Source organism: Hamadaea sp. NPDC051192 (assembly GCF_040682475.1).
GTDB classification, from domain to species: Bacteria; Actinomycetota; Actinomycetes; order Mycobacteriales; family Micromonosporaceae; genus Hamadaea; species Hamadaea flava.
The window spans coordinates 13,548-29,581 of the sequence record NZ_JBFBAZ010000007.1 but is presented as its reverse complement, the minus strand read 5'-3'; the positions used below and the strand labels follow the sequence as shown (position 1 = coordinate 29,581).

Annotated in this window: 18 protein-coding genes and 1 pseudogene; 10 read left to right on the top strand and 9 right to left on the bottom strand. The window is 65.0% G+C overall.

Going from position 1 to position 16,034, the window contains the following annotated elements:
* Positions 1-52: 52 nt before the first annotated feature.
* The gene (locus AB0M47_RS04810) at positions 53-481 is read left to right on the top strand and encodes a hypothetical protein (RefSeq protein WP_363408433.1); all 429 of its coding nucleotides are present in this window, start codon (positions 53-55) and stop codon (positions 479-481) included.
* A 644-nt stretch (positions 482-1,125) separates the two neighbouring features.
* Positions 1,126-1,692 carry a barstar family protein gene (locus AB0M47_RS04805; protein ID WP_363408654.1) on the top strand — a complete coding sequence of 189 codons (567 nt, stop codon included), beginning with the start codon at positions 1,126-1,128 and terminating at the stop codon, positions 1,690-1,692.
* Here AB0M47_RS04805 and AB0M47_RS04800 read toward each other — a convergent pair.
* Entirely contained in the window at positions 1,645-2,457 is an 813-nt protein-coding gene (locus tag AB0M47_RS04800; protein ID WP_363408431.1) for a transposase family protein, read from the bottom strand. The genes AB0M47_RS04805 and AB0M47_RS04800 overlap by 48 nt on opposite strands.
* A gap of 296 nt (positions 2,458-2,753) precedes the next feature.
* Positions 2,754-2,840, bottom strand: a pseudogene (locus AB0M47_RS04795) (GntR family transcriptional regulator); the annotation flags it as partial.
* A 29-nt stretch (positions 2,841-2,869) separates the two neighbouring features.
* Between AB0M47_RS04795 and AB0M47_RS04790 the strand changes: the two are divergent.
* The 4 genes from AB0M47_RS04790 to AB0M47_RS04775 all read left to right on the top strand — a co-directional run bounded on the left by AB0M47_RS04790 (position 2,870) and on the right by AB0M47_RS04775 (position 6,330).
* Positions 2,870-3,511: a polymorphic toxin-type HINT domain-containing protein gene (locus tag AB0M47_RS04790; protein WP_363408428.1), complete on the top strand. Its 642-nt coding sequence runs from the start codon at positions 2,870-2,872 to the stop codon at positions 3,509-3,511.
* A 54-nt stretch (positions 3,512-3,565) separates the two neighbouring features.
* Positions 3,566-4,300 carry a hypothetical protein gene (locus AB0M47_RS04785; protein WP_363408425.1) on the top strand — a complete coding sequence of 245 codons (735 nt, stop codon included), beginning with the start codon at positions 3,566-3,568 and terminating at the stop codon, positions 4,298-4,300.
* 1,314 nt (positions 4,301-5,614) lie between these two features.
* Positions 5,615-5,962, top strand: coding sequence for a hypothetical protein (locus tag AB0M47_RS04780; protein WP_363408422.1), 348 nt, complete (start codon positions 5,615-5,617; stop codon positions 5,960-5,962).
* Between the two features lie 74 nt (positions 5,963-6,036).
* On the top strand, positions 6,037-6,330 hold the full coding sequence (locus AB0M47_RS04775) for a contact-dependent growth inhibition system immunity protein (RefSeq protein ID WP_363408419.1): 294 nt from the start codon (positions 6,037-6,039) through the stop codon (positions 6,328-6,330).
* A 293-nt stretch (positions 6,331-6,623) separates the two neighbouring features.
* Here AB0M47_RS04775 and AB0M47_RS04770 read toward each other — a convergent pair whose 3' ends face one another.
* From AB0M47_RS04770 to AB0M47_RS04755, 4 genes are all read right to left on the bottom strand, one after another.
* A complete protein-coding gene (locus tag AB0M47_RS04770; RefSeq protein ID WP_363408416.1) occupies positions 6,624-7,175 on the bottom strand; it encodes a hypothetical protein in 552 nt (183 codons plus the stop codon).
* A gap of 27 nt (positions 7,176-7,202) precedes the next feature.
* Complete coding sequence (locus AB0M47_RS04765) at positions 7,203-7,619, bottom strand: hypothetical protein (protein WP_363408413.1); 417 nt, start codon at positions 7,617-7,619, stop codon at positions 7,203-7,205.
* 122 nt (positions 7,620-7,741) lie between these two features.
* Positions 7,742-9,319 (bottom strand): alpha/beta hydrolase, encoded by a 1,578-nt coding sequence (locus AB0M47_RS04760; protein ID WP_363408410.1) that lies wholly within the window; start codon positions 9,317-9,319, stop codon positions 7,742-7,744.
* 1 nt (position 9,320) lies between these two features.
* Positions 9,321-9,644, bottom strand: coding sequence for a type VII secretion target (locus AB0M47_RS04755; RefSeq protein ID WP_363408407.1), 324 nt, complete (start codon positions 9,642-9,644; stop codon positions 9,321-9,323).
* Between the two features lie 291 nt (positions 9,645-9,935).
* On the opposite strand from AB0M47_RS04755, the gene AB0M47_RS04750 reads away from it, so the two are divergent.
* Positions 9,936-10,220 (top strand): hypothetical protein, encoded by a 285-nt coding sequence (locus AB0M47_RS04750; protein ID WP_363408404.1) that lies wholly within the window; start codon positions 9,936-9,938, stop codon positions 10,218-10,220.
* Positions 10,221-10,684: 464 nt separating this feature from the next.
* On the opposite strand, the gene AB0M47_RS04745 is transcribed toward AB0M47_RS04750, so the two are convergent.
* Both AB0M47_RS04745 and AB0M47_RS04740 read right to left on the bottom strand, forming a co-directional pair.
* Positions 10,685-10,867 carry a hypothetical protein gene (locus AB0M47_RS04745; RefSeq protein ID WP_363408401.1) on the bottom strand — a complete coding sequence of 61 codons (183 nt, stop codon included), beginning with the start codon at positions 10,865-10,867 and terminating at the stop codon, positions 10,685-10,687.
* A 79-nt stretch (positions 10,868-10,946) separates the two neighbouring features.
* Complete coding sequence (locus AB0M47_RS04740; protein WP_363408398.1) at positions 10,947-12,158, bottom strand: hypothetical protein; 1,212 nt, start codon at positions 12,156-12,158, stop codon at positions 10,947-10,949.
* Between the two features lie 406 nt (positions 12,159-12,564).
* Here AB0M47_RS04740 and AB0M47_RS04735 point away from each other — a divergent pair, with 406 nt between their 5' ends.
* The 3 genes from AB0M47_RS04735 to AB0M47_RS04725 all read left to right on the top strand — a co-directional run bounded on the left by AB0M47_RS04735 (position 12,565) and on the right by AB0M47_RS04725 (position 13,928).
* Complete coding sequence (locus AB0M47_RS04735; protein WP_363408395.1) at positions 12,565-12,852, top strand: hypothetical protein; 288 nt, start codon at positions 12,565-12,567, stop codon at positions 12,850-12,852.
* 41 nt (positions 12,853-12,893) lie between these two features.
* On the top strand, positions 12,894-13,073 hold the full coding sequence (locus AB0M47_RS04730) for a hypothetical protein (RefSeq protein ID WP_363408392.1): 180 nt from the start codon (positions 12,894-12,896) through the stop codon (positions 13,071-13,073).
* Positions 13,074-13,223: 150 nt separating this feature from the next.
* The gene (locus tag AB0M47_RS04725; protein ID WP_363408389.1) at positions 13,224-13,928 is read left to right on the top strand and encodes a hypothetical protein; all 705 of its coding nucleotides are present in this window, start codon (positions 13,224-13,226) and stop codon (positions 13,926-13,928) included.
* Between the two features lie 236 nt (positions 13,929-14,164).
* On the opposite strand, the gene AB0M47_RS04720 is transcribed toward AB0M47_RS04725, so the two are convergent.
* Positions 14,165-15,862 (bottom strand): DUF4127 family protein, encoded by a 1,698-nt coding sequence (locus AB0M47_RS04720; RefSeq protein ID WP_363408386.1) that lies wholly within the window; start codon positions 15,860-15,862, stop codon positions 14,165-14,167.
* Between the last annotated feature and the right edge of the window lie 172 nt (positions 15,863-16,034).

Here is a 16,034-nt window from a genome sequence, read left to right as displayed (position 1 = left end):
GCGGCGGACCGGCCGGAGCGGCGCAATCCCAGATTTCGATCAAGCCGTAGACATGATCGACTCATTCGCGACTGGTGTCAGTGGCAAGTCTGACCACGGCGATCTGCGTGCTCGATTGTCGGCGGCGATACCCCATGGAGACGACCTTGGCGCGCCCTGGAGCACTTATGCGCAGGACGCCATCATATGCGCGGATGCAGGTCTCGTGGCGGCGTCGATTGAAGCCACTCTCAAGCCGATCTGGATTCAGTACGCGCTTGAACCGCAGATGGCATCAATGCAGATACGAGACATGGATCTCATTCGCTCGCGTGGTGATGACTATTGGGCAAGTGCGGTGATGAATGACCCGACGATGATGGCGGCGGTGGCGTTTCTGCGTGAGTCGATAGCAGAGCTTGAGCACGGCGATTCTGTCGGCCAGGCGGCATACCAGAGGATGATTGCAGATGCTTCGGTTCTGCGCCCCGCTGACAGTTGACCGCCCGGCAGCCACGGTCTGGAAGGTCGGGATTGTGCGGTGACGGCCGCCAGGGTTGCCGTCACCGTTGCCGCCAAATAGACGCATCGCATCCGGATCTGTCAATGTGATTGACCACTGTGGACTTGCTGACGCATGGTGGCTGGTGGCGACCGGAACGAGCAGCGTCGGCGACTCGGGTGCCCAGTTCGGTGGCGTGCCGTGTCAGTAGTGCGGCGTCGATCGCCGGGAGCCGGGTCGCGGCTTGACCGTCCTGGCGATCGCCACGGCCTTGCCTGGAGTGTGGCGCAGCCTCGGCCTGTCTGGTGCCTTGTTGCGTGGGCGCGTGCGCGCGGGTCGGGACGGCTGTAGCGCGTGCGCGTGCGTCCGGCGTAGCCGGGCGCTCTTGATTTCCGTGAAGCGTTTTTGGACCAGGCCGGTCAGCTGGGTTGGTCGTCGGGTCAGTGCATGTCGCCGTGGAAGTCGGGTCCGGCGGGCGGGTGTTCGATGTGCGTGTCGGCGGCGCGGGCGAGTTGGGCGAGTAGGCCGGCATTGGCGTGGGCGTGCTCGGCTAGTTCGCGGGCGGCGGCGTTCTTAGAACGTCATTCAACTCGCAGGTGTCGATGAGACGGCAAGCGGGGCCGCCGCACTATCCTGGCACTGTGATGAGCCCGCCTTCGCTCATAGAGCGCCGCGCGCCGTGGGTGATCTTCACCGGGTGCGATGATCCCTGGGTGGGCGCCGAGACGGCCGAGCTGTTGAAGCGGGGCGGAAGCGTGTTCCGGCTGGATGGTCGGAAACTGCGGGATCGCGGCTCGCTGTTCACCGCGTTCGCCCGTGAGCTGAGCTTTCCGAGCTATTTTGGGCACAATTGGGACGCGCTTGTGGACTGCCTGCATGACTGGCACAGCCACGCGAACCTCACGGACGACGTCGCGATCATGATCGACGATGCCGACGAGCTGCTCTATGTCGACTTCCTGGGGATCCTTGTCTCAGTGCTGTGCCAAGCAGCGTGGAGGGCCAACCTCCAGTTCGATGCCGACGGCGAGCTTCACAACGACGAGCGCTGGAAGCCACGCGCCCTGCATACGACGTTCCTCCTCCGCCAGACGCCGCCGGCCGTCTTCGCCAGGCGTGCGGGGAGCGATCTGGATGTCGCGGTTGTCCTGGACGGTGGACGTCTATTGGCGGCCCTCACTGGCCCGGACTGGCCCGGCGGCGAGGTATGAGGTTCGGTAGATCTCCAGCTTCGCCACGGCGTCGAGATAGGCCGGGAACCGGTCGAGCATGCCACGGTAGCCAGTCGACAGAATCCTCCAGTTCTTCACATGCGCGATGACACGCTCGACGCTGGCCCGGTGCGAGGCGATCATCCGATTGAACTCGCGGGCGGACGCGGTCAGGGGTTGGCCCTTCGGTTTGCGGTCGGGTACGCACAGGCCGGTGCCGATGTAGGCGGTGTCAGCGAAGCCGCCCGGCCCGCCGTCCGTGTGTAGCCGGCCCGCAAAGCGTTGCGCCAGACCACTTTCGTGCCATGCCTTGGCGTCGTGGGTCGCGCCGGGCAGTGGTTGGCCGATCAGCGTCAGGGTGCCGCGGACCGAGCGAACGACCTGGATGTTGAACCCGCATCGGTGACGTTTCCCCGAATACATGCCCGAGGTGAAGGAGTGAGCACGCCGGTCGCCAGTTGGAGCGAGGAAGCCGTCGACACGCACTGTGGAGTTCAGTTCTTTCGCGGCAACGTGCTCGGCCAGCGGCGCGAGCGCTGTTGTGATGACCGGCAGGAAGCGGTCGACCAGTCGCGACACCGTGGGCTGAGAGCAGCCGAACAGCTCGGCCAGAAGGGCCTGCGACACGTTGTGGCGTAGGTACAGCAGCACCACGATCACCGCCGGGTATGGGCCGACCGCCCGTCTCCGGCCGGCTACGAAGCCGACGTCGGCGTATACAAGGCGCACCAGTTGGTCGACTTGATCAGTGGCGAGGCCCGTCATAACCTCCACCCGCGGGGGCCGGTCCGCGAGGATCTTCTGAGTGGTCACAGACCAGGAGGTCTACCCGTCCCCAGCCATCGCGTCCATCTGCGACACATTACAAACTGATCACTGCTCCGGCAAACCAACCCATCGATGCCCGCCTGTTGAATGGCTCACTTAGCCTTGGTGCTCTCGGCGGTCTCGCATCGCTCGAGTATGGCGGTCTGCTGGGCGAGATAATCGCCGAGGCCGCGGAGCCGAGTGGGGTCGGCGAGGGCCTTGCGGAGTGGGGCTTCGTCGCGGCGGTCGACGGTGTCGGGGTGGACGAAGGTGCCTTTGCCGGCGATCGAGTAGGTGGTGCGCATCTGCTGGAGTTCGCGCAGGGCGCGTTGGACGGTCATGACGCCGACGCCGTCGTGATCTTGCCGACGTGACAGTGAAGGACGTCAAGACCGGCAAGTCGACAACCCTGCACACCACCTGGCATCACCCGTTCTGGAACACGACGACCAAACGGTGGACCGACGCCAAGGACCTCAAAGCAGGAGACCGCCTGCGCGACGCCAACGGCAGCACTGCTCAAATTGTCACCGCGATCAAGATCTGGACCGGCCCGCACTGGATGCGTGACCTCACGGTCGAGGACATCCACACCTACTATGTTCTGGCCGGTGACCAGCCGGTTCTCGTCCACAACTGCAATACGCGCCTGACTCAGGACCAAGCCGACACGTTGAGGGTGGGACCGCAAGCGAATGAAAGCGTTCCAGCCACCGGGCCGACTGTCACCGGCGAACAGAGCGCTGCAATGCAAGGACTACCCTGTCACACATGTGGAGAGGTCAATCCGAACGTAACGATGGTCGGCGACCACCAGCCACCTTCCGGGCTGTCTCCGATCGGCGGCCCACAAGACCTTTATCCGCAGTGCCCGGGAACTTGTATCGCAGGGCAAGGAACGGCGGTTCAGCGAGCGCAACAAATTCTTCGAAATCACGGCGTATATAATCCGAATGCGCTTGGAGCATATGAGACGCTATTGGAACTCTTGCCCGGCCATACAGAAGGTTGACGAAACTCCCGGTGTCCCTGTTGCTGCCAGCATAAATGTCGGGTAAGGAGTGAAATGAAAATCGGCTCTGCGGATGTCTACGCTAACCATCCGGTCATTGTGATTGGCTCGTCCGCCTGCGTCGATGATCAATTGGCTCTCGACGGAACCGCTGCGGTGGCGTCTGATGCTCATGTTATGGTCGCCACGCGGGGGCAGGCTGCGCTGGTCAGGGTATCGGTCTGGAAGGAAGTCGGCCCACGAACCGGTCAGATCGTGTTTGATGGCGGCATAGTATTGGCGGACCGCGCCGTCGCAGTCTTCGATGTCGAAGGGCTTTCGCGCTTCACCGCGACTATTGGTGCTAGTGGTCATCATCATGTCACGATTTCCGTGGATGGCCCCGGCGTCGCGTCGCGAATTGACGTGATTTTTGAGGCTGGATCAGAAACAAGAGCTTTGACGGCCGCACATGGATATCCCTTGTTCGATGTCTCGGTTCCGCTGAGTAGTGGACTTGGGGTGTCCGACGAGCTGGCGCTGATTCTGTCGGGCCACGACTCTCCGATGAATCGGTTGGCGGCAGCCATTAAGCTCATCGGCGAATCATCAGCGCCTCGCCCGGCGATTAGATCATTCTGGGTTCGAATGATTGTTGAGTGGATAAGATGGTTGAGTCCTCAGCAATCGCACGCCGAGAGCCGCCTGCTGGGAGCCATGATCGAGGAGCGATTGACGGGTGACGCAGCTCATGAAATGGACGCGTTAGCAGTGGAGCTTGCTTCTGAACTCCTCCGGCGAACGGCGTGACCTACGGCGAATCGCCCCACTCCGGCGGGTGATATCGCGGTTACGTTGTGCGCTGGAGGGCGTGGCTGTTCGCCTGGGTTGCTGTCATGGTTGCTGTCAGATACTTAGCACGCATATCAATGATTGGATGTGGGTCAATGTGGACAGTCCGCGCCGATGACCTTGGTGCGACGTGACCGGCTGAGGGTGTGGTCTGCTGGTTCGCTCGGCGGGCGGCAGATTGCTCGTGGGCTCGTTGCGTAGCGGCGGGGCGTCGATCCCCGGAAGTCGCGATCGGGCTGACCCGTGAAGGGATCGTCACGGGCTCGGCCGCCTGGCTTGATCGCCTTCATCGGATGCTGAGGCTGTTGCGTGGGCGCGTGCGCGCGGGCCGGAACGGCATAGCGCGTGCGCGTGCGTCCGGCGTAGCCGGGCGCTCTTGATCCTGTATGGACGTTTTGAGCCAGCCTATGATCTTGGACAGTGCTGGCCGTCTATTTTGTGGTCTTGCGGGCGCGCTTGGCTGGCTTCGGCTGGTCGGCGTCGTCGCCGTTCTCTCGGCGGTCGGCGAACGGGTCCTTGGCGAAGTTGCCATGGCTGGTCTGGTAGCGGGTGGCTTCCTCGACTCACGCCGCACCGGACGACCTGACTGACGCTGCCGATATCCTTGCGCGGCAAGCAAAAGCGCATTGATCGATAGGTGTCGCTGAGCGTGGAATGGTCTGTCGCGGCGTGCGCCCATGTTGCTGTCACGGTTGCTGTCGCCATCGCCAACCATCGATGAATCTGCTGGACGTGTGGGCGGAACAAGCAGCTCAATGGCATGATCAGCGCCATGCGCTCACCGCGACCGCCGTAAAGATCCCACACCTACTATGTAGTGCGGTACGCCGGTCCTCGTCCACAACAACGGCGAGTTCTGCGAACGTCCAGGGGCCGCCGCGACGGCACTCGGACAGCCGGGTCTAGCCCAGATTAATCACTATCCCGGTGTCGGTCCGAGTGGACACTTCAGCATCGAGGTAACTGACGGTTCTGACCTGTCGCACATGCACCTCATGCCATACAACGGAACGGCCATGGTTAGCAACGTGAGGGCGGGTCAACTGCCGGCCGCATCGATGTCCATTACGCTTGAGCTTCCGAACGCCTCCGCCGCGCTGGATCACATGCGCTCGATGGTTGGAGCTCAAGGCACCTATAACCCTTTGAATAACAGCTGCCTGACTTTCTGTACAGGTACCCTGAATGCTGGCGGGCTGAGTGCACCAACCGATAAGGGCGCAATCCCATGGATTCGGAAATAGTTCTCTGGAGACTAAATTGACTAACAGAGTGGAGATTCGCAACTCGAAGATGCTAGCGATCTTCGTTGAGATTGTCTGCGGCCCGCAGGGGACCCTGCGGGCCGTGGAGATCGCCGGCGGCGGGATTGCTGCGGAGGCGCGTTGCACGCTCTCTACTCTCGCTGACAAGATGGAATCGACGGGGGAGTCTGAAACTGCGGCGCCGCAGGATGCTCTTGCTTTCGCGGATCGCCTGGAGGTCCTGGGGCAAATAGAAGACGACCTAGATGCACTATGGAAAAGCCGTCAGTCGGACGTGCTGGGCGATTTGGAATTTGAGGCGGCATTGGCTAGAGTTGTTGACCGTCTTCGCGACTGGCCGGTGGACAAGGGGTAGCCGGGCCGCCGGATTCGGGCTGTGGTGCGCCCGGATATCACGTTGAAACTTCTCTCCCGATCCTGGACTTTCTGATGGAGTTCGATACGATCACCTATCTCGCCCGCGCTTATTTTCACCAAGATTTTGACCTCATCGCTTCAACCCCGGAAGGAATCTTGGAGGAGTTTCGACGTCGCGAGGACGTGGCCACCGTGGAGCAGTTGCGCCGCGAACTCGACGTACTGGCAGCCAGGCGGCCGTCGGACGAACGCATCAAGACCGTCTGGATGGCGTCAGGTGGCTCATCCTTTGAACCAGACCGCCATGGTATGAACTATGGTGAATGGCTGGAGAAGATGCAAAGAGTGTTTGATGCGAATCGCTAGCGCGACAGAAGTTGGTCGTCGGAGCGATGATAGAAGCAGAATGCGCCCGAATTCGCTGCGACCATCTCCACAGCCGGATGGTGCGTCGATCGACAAGTTGAAACCAGCCCCGCGCTAGCTGCGTGGACCGATCGCGGCTACGTGGCCAGCGAGACGGCTGAAGGATTCGTTGCCAACTTCGATTGAACCCGCTTCGAGCATCAGGTGGTCGCGGCGGCTCGGCCTGCTGCGCCGCTGAACTCGGGCAGAGCCGGGAACAGCCCAAACATCTGCTCTCCCTAGCGGCGCGGGCGTCACAGGAACGGGTAGTGGTAGCGCAGCGCGGCGATGGCGAACATGGCGAGCTGGCCGGCGCTGGCCAGCAGCAGGTAGATAGTGATCTGACGTGTGGTGATCAGATCGAGAATGGTGTGGCGCAGCCGGGTGGCCCGGGGCGGCCGGGTGGCAATGACCAGTGGGAACACTGCGATGGCGACGCGCGGGACCTGTACAGGCAGGGCGTCCTCGCAGGCGATGGCGAGCTCGAGCAGCGGGCGAGCGCGACGCCCGGTGTTGCGGATCGCCGCCCAGATCACCAGCGGTGTCAGGCCGGCGCCGAGGATCAGGGCGCCTTTGTTGCTGCCGACGCCGTAGCCGAGGATCAGCAGGTCGACGGTAAGCAGGATGGTGATCGCCCGGCTGAGCAGTTCCAGCAGGTGGCGGATCCCTTCGTGGAGGCGTTCGAGCTGGAAGTAGGTGCCTGCCAGTTCGACGGTACTTAGGTCGTCCGCGACGAGCTGCCCGTCGGGGTGGTCTTCGGCGACGGCCGGTGTGTGGTCGATGGACGTGTCAGGGGCGAGCGTCACGGGAGCCTCCGGGGTGCTGGTCGCTGGTCAGGCGAGCGGGAATTGGCTGTCAGGGGTGATTTGGCATGCGGACATGAGGTAGACGCTGATGCTGTCGTTGCCGGCGCCGCTGGCGATGGTGGCTTCGTAGTCCTGGTTGTGGAAGCTGAGCTGGATGCCGCCGCTGGGGGTGGTGTCTAGGCGGTCGACGGTGTAGCCGGCGTCGGCGAGCGTGTGGCGCAGGATCTCAGCCACCGTCAAGTGCTGGTCGGGTGGCAGGAGGAAGCCGTCGAAGGCGGCGATCTTGTAGCCGCCTTTCTGCCCGCACGGAGCGGTGGTCATGTGGGCACGGTTCGGGTCGTGGGTGTGGTCGGCCGCGGCCGCGACCATGATCGCGACGATGGCGGCGAGTTCGGCGGTGACCCGGCTACGGGCCTGCTCCACGGTGCGCACCGGCAATGTCACGGAACCCTCCTGCGAACTCGGAGTGTCAGAGGTAGAGCGATCTAGTGCGTGACAGGCAGCGCAGGTCGCAAGCGTTACGGCCGCGAGCGCGATGGCGGCCTGGGTCCACCTGCGGGGGAGTCTCACGGCAGGATCCCGTGGACCACAGTGACGTGGTCGTAGCGGCCGGTGATGATGGCGCCGATGTTGGTGGCGCTGCGGCTGCCCAGCTGCCAGTAGTCGTGGTGGCCCGACGTGTCGACGTCGAACTGGTTCGCGCCGAACCCCGGATCGGTCGGATCGGAGCCGCCGATGGCTCCGCTGGCGACCAGGACCGCAGGATCGTCGGAGGCGGTGCCCGCCCACACGTGATGCGGGTCGAGGTTGAGTTCGGAGGCGTTGTCGACGCCGAGCCCCAGGCTGCCGGCCACGATCACGTCGTCCACGGCCAGTCCCTGCTGGGCGGCGAGCCCGACCAGGGCGCTGCCGTAGCTGTGGCCGACCACGCTGGTGTGCTCCGGGGTCATCGTGTGGCTGGTGTGCAGGCCGTCGACGAACCGGTCCAGCAGCGGCGCGCCCTGTTCGTCGGAGTCGCTGAACGGCGCGTCGACGAGTGCTGGCGGGTCGTAGCCGAGCCAGGCGATGACGCTCACCGACTGTTCCGGGTGGAACGCGGTGAACTCGGAAGCCGCCTGCTCGACCAGCGATGCCTGACCGATGACCGTGGGCATGTCGTCCAGGTCCAGTGTCGCGCCGGGGACGAACACGCAGGTGTCAGTGGCGGTGTCCGGGTTGCCGATGGCCACGATCGCCCGTCCCTGCCCGTTCGGGTCGAAGCCAAGCAGGAGCATCGGCGGCGGGCTGGACTCGGATCCCTCGAGGCGGGCCAGGATGCTGCGGACCGATTGCATCCGGGCCGCTAGCTCCGTCAACTCTGGGGACGAGAAGCCATGTGTGGCCAGGTAGCTGCGCAGCCGGATGCGGTTGGCTATGTCCCGGTCGGTCGCCGGCAGGCCGTCCAGCGCCCCGATCAGGTCTGGGTAGGTGCTGATGTAGAGGCTGCGCTGACCGTCTGACAGCGACCCCCACCATGCTGCCGCATCCGCCGGGCTCGCGGTGCTCGGAACACATCCGATGAGGCCAAGCCGCCCGGCGACCGACTCCGCCGCCCGCCGCAGCGCCAGCCAATCCTGGTCCCCGGTGTCGCCGCGGTCGCCGTTGGGCTGCAGCTGATCGAACGCGTCCGCGACATCCTCGTCGGCGCCGGCCGCCCGCCGCAGCACGTCGGCGATCCGCAGAGTCAGGAAGTCAGCCGATGCGACCAGCTCGGCGTAATCGGCCGACGTGCCGACGCGGCGGGTCGTCACCAGCACCCTGCCGTCGTCGGTCACGGCCAGGCCCGCCGGTGCAGCAGCGTCGATCAGGTCCAGCAACTCCTGCTGCAGCGCGGTGAACCGGACCTGCGCATCCAGGAAGATAGCCTCCGCCAGGCGGCCGAGCTGGCGTCGCAAAGCGAAACCCTCGTCAAGGGCGCTCGCCTGGCCGCGTGCTGCGATGGCGGCCTGCCCCGCCCACCGGGAGGTCTGCATCGGCCGGACCACGGTCAGGGTGACCTGCTGCTCCAGCATGGTCATGGCGCGCGCGAACAGCGCCCAGGCGTCGGCGGCCTGACCGAACACGGTTGGGCGCAGGTCGCGCAGCTCGGCGAACGGCACGCCCATCTCAGCACGCGCCGATCCTGGCGGCGGCAGCAGCATCGGCCTGCTCGTACCGGTTCGCGGAGATCCACACCTTGTCACGCAGATCCGCCAAGGTGTTCTGGAACCGGTGCTCCTCGTCCTGCCACAGGCGCGACAGCGCCCGCAGGGCGGTGCCCATCCGCCACACCGACACCACGCCCGTGACGTAGCCGATCTCGTCGTCGATGACGTTGTCGGCCCGCACCAGGTCCCGCCGAAGATCGTCGAGGGCCGCGCCGGTCGCGCGCAGCCCTTGCGGATCCACCGAGACTTCACCATGTGTAATGGTCTCTTCGCACTGGGTCATGACCTGACGGTAAGAATCCACATCCAGCAATCCGGAGGTGTTCCGTATGGCCGGCGCGGGATATTGGTAATGATCGAAGCATTGAGGAATTGAAATGGCATACAACGTGTCGTGGTCTGAGTAACCCGTGTGGCCGATGCGAGTCCCGTCGATAGCCACCGGAGTGATCGACGAAGAGAAGACTTCTCGCGTCGACCTTCCCGAGGGGCACGAACTAACCCATTGCCGGCGTGCCACATGACACGCGAGGCGATGCTTGACGGATTCGCACGCCCGTTCGATAGTTGACTGGTGGTGGAATCAGCACGTCAGCAGGTCACACCGTGGTCGGTCGGATCCCGGCCACTGCGCAGATGGATCAGCCAACACCGTCCCGAATGGCAGAAAGCCACCGTCACCCTCGGTGTCCTTGCCGACGGCCGCTGGTACCTGCAGTCCGCCCGCCACTGCTGGAACATCTGGCAGCCGTATCACGCCGAACGCGACGCGATCCGCGTTGCCGAACGCCTCGCCTACGGCATGCACGAGGAGCCGGTCTACCGGCCCGTCCGCCTGCACGACCGGACCAACCTCTGACGGACCCGATCAGGGTCCAGCCCAGAACCACCATCGCGCTGACCGCACACTCCGCGTCTGCGACTCGCCGCCCAGCGCACGTCAGCCGAACGAACGATGCAAGACGTCAGGTTTCGGCGTCGAGCGCATGAGCGTCATCCGGTCGACGGCGAGCCCTCGCCGGGCCACGGCGAGTTCCCGCCTGCGGTCAGTAGCAATGGAAGCTCGCCAACGGACGCCGGCATCAGCGAGGTCGTGTCGTCACCAGCCAAGACGGCAAAGCAGCCGGCAGACCTTGCCTGCTGGCCCGCCCGTTCCGGCTGGAGTGCCTGGCACTCGCGGCCGGGCATCACCAAATGCCTCGACTGCGACGCCGGGGCTGCGTGCCCACGGTTGATCGCGTAAGCCAGGGCAATGTGGTTGGGGTCGAGCCCGTCGTCGAGGTCAGAGTTGTACTCGATGTATCCGCAGAGTCGCCCGAACTTCTAGATCCCGAACCCGCGCTTGCCCGGTCCCGCATCGGCATTGCCTGCGAGCCACTCGAAGACTTCGATGGTCCCTTCGACAGTGCGGTAGCTGCCCGCCAGCCAGCGAACGGTCAGCTCGTCATCCCCTGCACAGCGTGCTTGCGTGTCCGCTGCCGAATACGGTCTGAGTTCGATCGTCACCCGGCAGGCCGCATCTCGCGGAAATTTGCACGTCCAACGGCTTTCGGCGCGGGCCTCGAGCGGCCATCGGCCAACGCAGTTAGAAGTTTCGCCCGCCGTCGAACCAGCGATGAGCATCAACAGACGCCACGCCGAGCCGGTGAGCCAAGTCGTGAAACGCATCCCCGGCTGTCTCGCGGTTATGGGTGTCAATCAGGTGATACTTGTTCTCGATCGCGTTGAGGTCGGCTACGAGCCCACGAAGGACCTCCTCCGCCAATGCGAGGCGTTGCGGGTCGTCCGCGCCGATGGCGTCGGCTGATCGCCGGGCGCGGTCATAGGCGGCGCAGGCCGCTCGCCCGAAAGCCTTGGAGTCGTGGACCCAGTCGCGGAAGGGGTTGTCCATATGAAGTGAGAGCCACTGGTCAGTCTTGGCGCCCGACACGTTCACTGAGACCGCACTGCCGCGATAGCGGGCCTTGACTGCATGCGCTGTGACGCGTCGAGTGCCGTTCAGTTCCAGCGCCCGCAGGGCCGGAAGATCCGGGAGTTCCTCCACCGTCAGGCCGTACGCCTCATCGAGCTGGAGCCTGCACAGCGCGGTGAGGGTTCGCAGCCCGGCAAGGTCGGTGATCGCGCCTGGAGGGCGATCGAAGGAGAGCCTGAGAGTCTCCATGTCGCACAGGCCAAGCAGCACCGATGCCGACACCTGCCCACTGAGCCACAGCCACAGGCTGGACGCACGACGCACGCCCTCCGGAATGACGACGTCGGCATCGTAGTGAAACATCCTCAGGTCCAACCGGTGCCCACCATCTGGAGCGTCGACGCGAAGCGTTCTGCTCACCGTGGGCCTGGGTGGCTGCACATCGAAGTGCGCCGGCGCCCGTCCGAGCGACAGCGACTCGATCGAACGCGGCAATCGGATACTGCGCATATTCAGGCCGTCGAGGCGAACCGTGCCCACGCGCGTCGAACTGAGGTCGATGTCGCCTTCGGCGTCAAACCAATACAGGAACTTGATGTTCGGACGCGCCGCGACGGCCTCGACGATGCCCCGGTCAGGGCCAGCCCACTCCACAGTCAGCAGCTGTGGCAGCGCATCCAACGCTTCCCACCTCACCGGACCATCGGCTGGCACGATGCCACGCTTACGGGGACGCAGGTCGAGCACTCTGGTCCCTTTGCCGAGCGCGGTCATTCCCGCACCGAAATCAACCTCGACAACCGAGTTGCCTGCACCAACGTCGCGCACGCTCTGGAGTTGCCGTGCAAGGCCATCCACGTGCGCATCCTGCCATGGCAACGTCATCGCCCGAAGACCAACGGCATTGGCTGTGACGAGGCTCGGACAGTCGGACTTTGGTTGTCCGCCAGCTCGAACTCGCTGGGCTGCCGGGTGTTGGCTGCGCGTCGGGCACAATGCGGTTCGCGCACTGCCCCCATATCAAACGATCTCTAACCGCACACAAGCAGGGGAGAAGCATGATCAAATGCTCGGTGAGCAGGCATACGGCAGATTCGGAACGGCAATCCAGGTGCTCACGGCCGAGCGTGACGGTTCCGGCGGTCCGGACGCGTCGAATGTAGCCCAGTCCGAGGTGATGAGCGTCTTTGATCTCCGCTGCGGGTCACCGGACGTCAGCACTGGCACGGCAGGTCGCCGCGATGTGTTTTGATCTCGGCGTCAGGCCGCCGTCTACCGGAGGAGAGGCCGTATGGGTTCATCGGGCTGGATCTCATGGACGTCCTATCAGCAGGACATCGAGGCCGCGCTGCAGCAGGTCCGTCAGGACGCCTACAACCGGGGCGAGCATTACCGGCAGGCACCGAACATGCAGGCCAAGACGATGAGCGAGGAGGAGTACGTCGCTTGGGAGGTGGCCGAGATGCGCCGTAGTTGGGATGAGGCGTTCGGCGACGGCAAGGACCCTGTTGTGCTGACCGGCCCGGACAGCCTGCTGCAGGCGCGATCTTTTCGGGCGCGCATTCGGTCATCGATATGATGGGTGTGGCGCTATCGCCCGAGCGGGGCAAGGTGGCGCCCGTGCCGGGCACGGTGCTGGATGAGGTGTTCGGCACGCGTCGACCGACGGCTGACGCGATCGCCGAGGCCGTCGCGGATGGGAGTTTGGAAGACTTCGGTCGCTGGTGCGGCGTGTACGTCGTGGCCTACGACGCCCAGGATGCGGTTTCGGTCGCCTTCTTCGGGCACAGCGGCGACTGATGAATCGCGCGAGGCCGGCCCTCCGAACGCAATGCTGTGGCCGCCGAGGGTGCGCCGTGGCTGGGCGCAAGCCTCCAACATGTATTGACCGTCCGCTCGGGCGCGGCGGGTTGTCCGGGTGGATACGCTGGCGGCCTATCCCTTGTCACGATGGAAGTCCGCGTGCACGTGCTCGACGATCTGGATGGCTTGTCGCCGCGGGCGCAGGCGTTCCTGGACCGTGGCGGCCGACGAGCCCCAGATCCTAAGCCGCGGCTGCCTACGGACTATGTGCGTCTGCCGGACCGATCAGGACGGTTGATCTTCGCCCCGACGGAACTGATCGTGCGCCGTGAAGGGTTCGCAAACCGGTTCGGTGGCTTGCGATATGCCGTACGACGAAGTGCCGTGCTCAACGGGCAACGTGTCGACACAGTCCGTTGCTGGGAGTTCGATCTGTCCGACTGGATCTGCCGTGAGCCCGACGGTTGGTCGTTCGGATGGACCGGTGAGCGAGTGTCTTCCCCGGTCCGGTATCTGGTCCATACCGACGGCCGGTTCGGCGTGACTCTTGGCGGTGGGTTCCTCGACGTCAGCCCGTCGCTCTATCACATGATCGAGGCGCACGCGTTGATGGACGAGCTGGCCGACTGGTACCCGCTTGCCGAGTCCGCCTTGGAACCGTGGGCGGCAAGCCAAGACACTGAACCCGATACCGATCAGACTCTCGCACTGGAGCCAGTGCCGGAGGCTTCCGGGCCATGTGACCGCTGGCTTCGCTCAGACACCCTGACTGTTCGGGTGTTCGACCGCTGGACCGACGGGCGCCCTCGCCCAACCGGGGTCATGGCATGGACCCGCTACCCGCCAGATTGAATCGGGGGCAGCAGCGCTTTGGATGCCATCCGGCCGATTATGACGACAACGGCGGTTCGGATGCGCCGAATGTAGCCCGCCAGTGCTGTCGCCGTAGCGTCCGAGGCGGTGTGTGGCGTCTGACCACGACGCTGTGAACCAGATCGGTGCTGGCTCGATCCCCAGCTGACGAAAGGGCCCCCGCCGGCAATGGCGGAGGCCCTTCGGTTGTTGTCAGGCGCGGCTGACCATGCGGTTCAGATCAGCTTCAGGCTCGTCGAGACCTGGAGTTCGGTCTCGAACAGGCGCGGCCACGGCAGGTGCACCGTCACCGAGTCGAGGCTGGCGACGCGGGCGGTGACCGGGTGGCCGAGCAGGTAGCCCACCAGGACCCGGCGGCCGCCGAAGTATCGGTCGAAGTAGTCCTGGGTGACCGGCGTCAAATGATCGACCACCCATTGGTTCATCGGCGCGTACTGGTCGTCGGTCAGGTTGTTGGTGTTCCAGCCCTGCGACTGCCCGTACGCGATGGCCGCCGGCTGGACGTCGTTCTTCCAGCGGTCATCGATGATGAAGCGCTTGAGCAGGTACTCGACATGCGCGTTGGCTGCGGAAAGCGCGATCGCCGGGGTGATGCCGTGGCGTAGCGGCTGCCGCGTCGACTCCAGGAAGGCGTACCGGGACAGGCCTTCGGCCAGGGTGAGGCCGAGCGAGTTGCCGCCGGTGTTCCAGCCGGAGTAGCCGAGCAGATCCAGCAACGGCAGGCGGTCCTGCATCCGCGTCACAAGGTCGTGGTCGGCCTTGTTGACGATGATCGGGTCGTCCACGATCACGCCCTTGCCCTGGGCCAGCAGGTCCGCGGCCTGGGCGACGAGCTTGTCGAGATCGCCGCCGCGATCGGCGCCGGCCGCCGAAGGCGTGTTCACCAGCAGGTGGACCGGAGACGCTGGATCGACCTTCAGGCCGAGCGCCGCCAGGTGCCGCGTGATGTTGTCGGCGAACGGGATGTCTTCCAGCGCCGCGGTCCACGCGCTGCCGTTGACGCCGGCGTACTGGACGGCCACTGACGGGTGCACGTTCAGCTTGGTCAGCACGTAGCGCGCGACCAGGAGGGCGTCGATCTCGTCGGCGCCCGGGAAGATCTGCACCCGGTCGCCGACGCCGAGCTGGGCCACGAGCTGTTCGAGCTGGACGCGCTCGGCTCGTTCCAGGCCGTAGGGCGCGGTGTCGTCCTCGCCGAGAACGAGGTCGTCGATCGTGCCGTCGGCCACCCAGCGGACCATCTGCTCGTTGATGTCGTGGTTGCGTTGCCGCGCCGCGAGGTAGTCGGCGAGGACCTCGTCCGGGATCTGGGCCCGCTTGGCGTCGAGCTGCGCCTGGTACTGGGTCATTCCCAGGTTGACGACCTGGTCGTAGAGGATCGCCCATTCGCGTACGAGGGTGGCGTAGTCGGTGCCGCCGACGGTCAGGCCGGTCAGGGCGAGCCGCTGGATGGTGTCGAAGACATAGAGCGGCTTGTCCGGATGGGCCTGCCGCACTGCCTTGATCGGCTGGATGTGAGACCGGGCGTCGGCCTCGGACATCGCCGCCGTACGCGAAGCGACCAGCCCGCCGTACGCGAGCATGCTCGTCGACACCACGTACGCGTCGGCGTCCTTCTGGCTGGTGAGCCACTGGCCGACGGCCACCGGGTCGCCAGGTGTCGTGAAGCGGCCGAGCAGGTCGCGAGGCGGCGTCGTGACCGCCAGCCCGGCGAGGGACGCCGTGGCGGCCGGTGCGAGCAGGTTGACCGGTCGGTCGTCCAGCGGTACGAGCGCGACGCGGGCCAGCGGGTGGGCTTCGCCCGGGCGCGCGGCCGACGGTCCGCTCGCGGAGGCGGGAGGCGCGGCGGCCAGTACGGCGACGGCGAGCGTCGCGGCACCGGTCATCGCGCCGAGGGATCGGGTGATGCGCACGGATCCTCCGTTCATGGGGGGTGCATACCGGAGATTCTGTGGTCTAGTCCTATAGGTGACTGGTCTAGACCTACGGCGACCGACGCTAGACCCGGATTTCCCGCGAAGTCAAGCTGTGCTCCGGGTCACAGCCGCCGAGGATGGCCTTGACAAGGGCAGTTTTGCTGGCGAC

Bases quoted from the DNA above. Each gene is read 5' to 3' on its own strand.
- AB0M47_RS04810 (WP_363408433.1), top strand. From the start codon at position 53: ATGATCGACTCATTCGCGACTGGTGTCAGTGGCAAGTCTGACCACGGC.
- AB0M47_RS04805 (WP_363408654.1), top strand. From the start codon at position 1,126: ATGAGCCCGCCTTCGCTCATAGAGCGCCGCGCGCCGTGGGTGATCTTC.
- AB0M47_RS04800 (WP_363408431.1), bottom strand. From the start codon at position 2,457: ATGACGGGCCTCGCCACTGATCAAGTCGACCAACTGGTGCGCCTTGTA.
- AB0M47_RS04785 (WP_363408425.1), top strand. From the start codon at position 3,566: ATGAAAATCGGCTCTGCGGATGTCTACGCTAACCATCCGGTCATTGTG.
- AB0M47_RS04775 (WP_363408419.1), top strand. From the start codon at position 6,037: ATGGAGTTCGATACGATCACCTATCTCGCCCGCGCTTATTTTCACCAA.
- AB0M47_RS04760 (WP_363408410.1), bottom strand. From the start codon at position 9,319: ATGGGCGTGCCGTTCGCCGAGCTGCGCGACCTGCGCCCAACCGTGTTC.
- AB0M47_RS04755 (WP_363408407.1), bottom strand. From the start codon at position 9,644: ATGACCCAGTGCGAAGAGACCATTACACATGGTGAAGTCTCGGTGGAT.
- AB0M47_RS04740 (WP_363408398.1), bottom strand. From the start codon at position 12,158: ATGACGTTGCCATGGCAGGATGCGCACGTGGATGGCCTTGCACGGCAA.
- AB0M47_RS04735 (WP_363408395.1), top strand. From the start codon at position 12,565: ATGGGTTCATCGGGCTGGATCTCATGGACGTCCTATCAGCAGGACATC.
- AB0M47_RS04725 (WP_363408389.1), top strand. From the start codon at position 13,224: ATGGAAGTCCGCGTGCACGTGCTCGACGATCTGGATGGCTTGTCGCCG.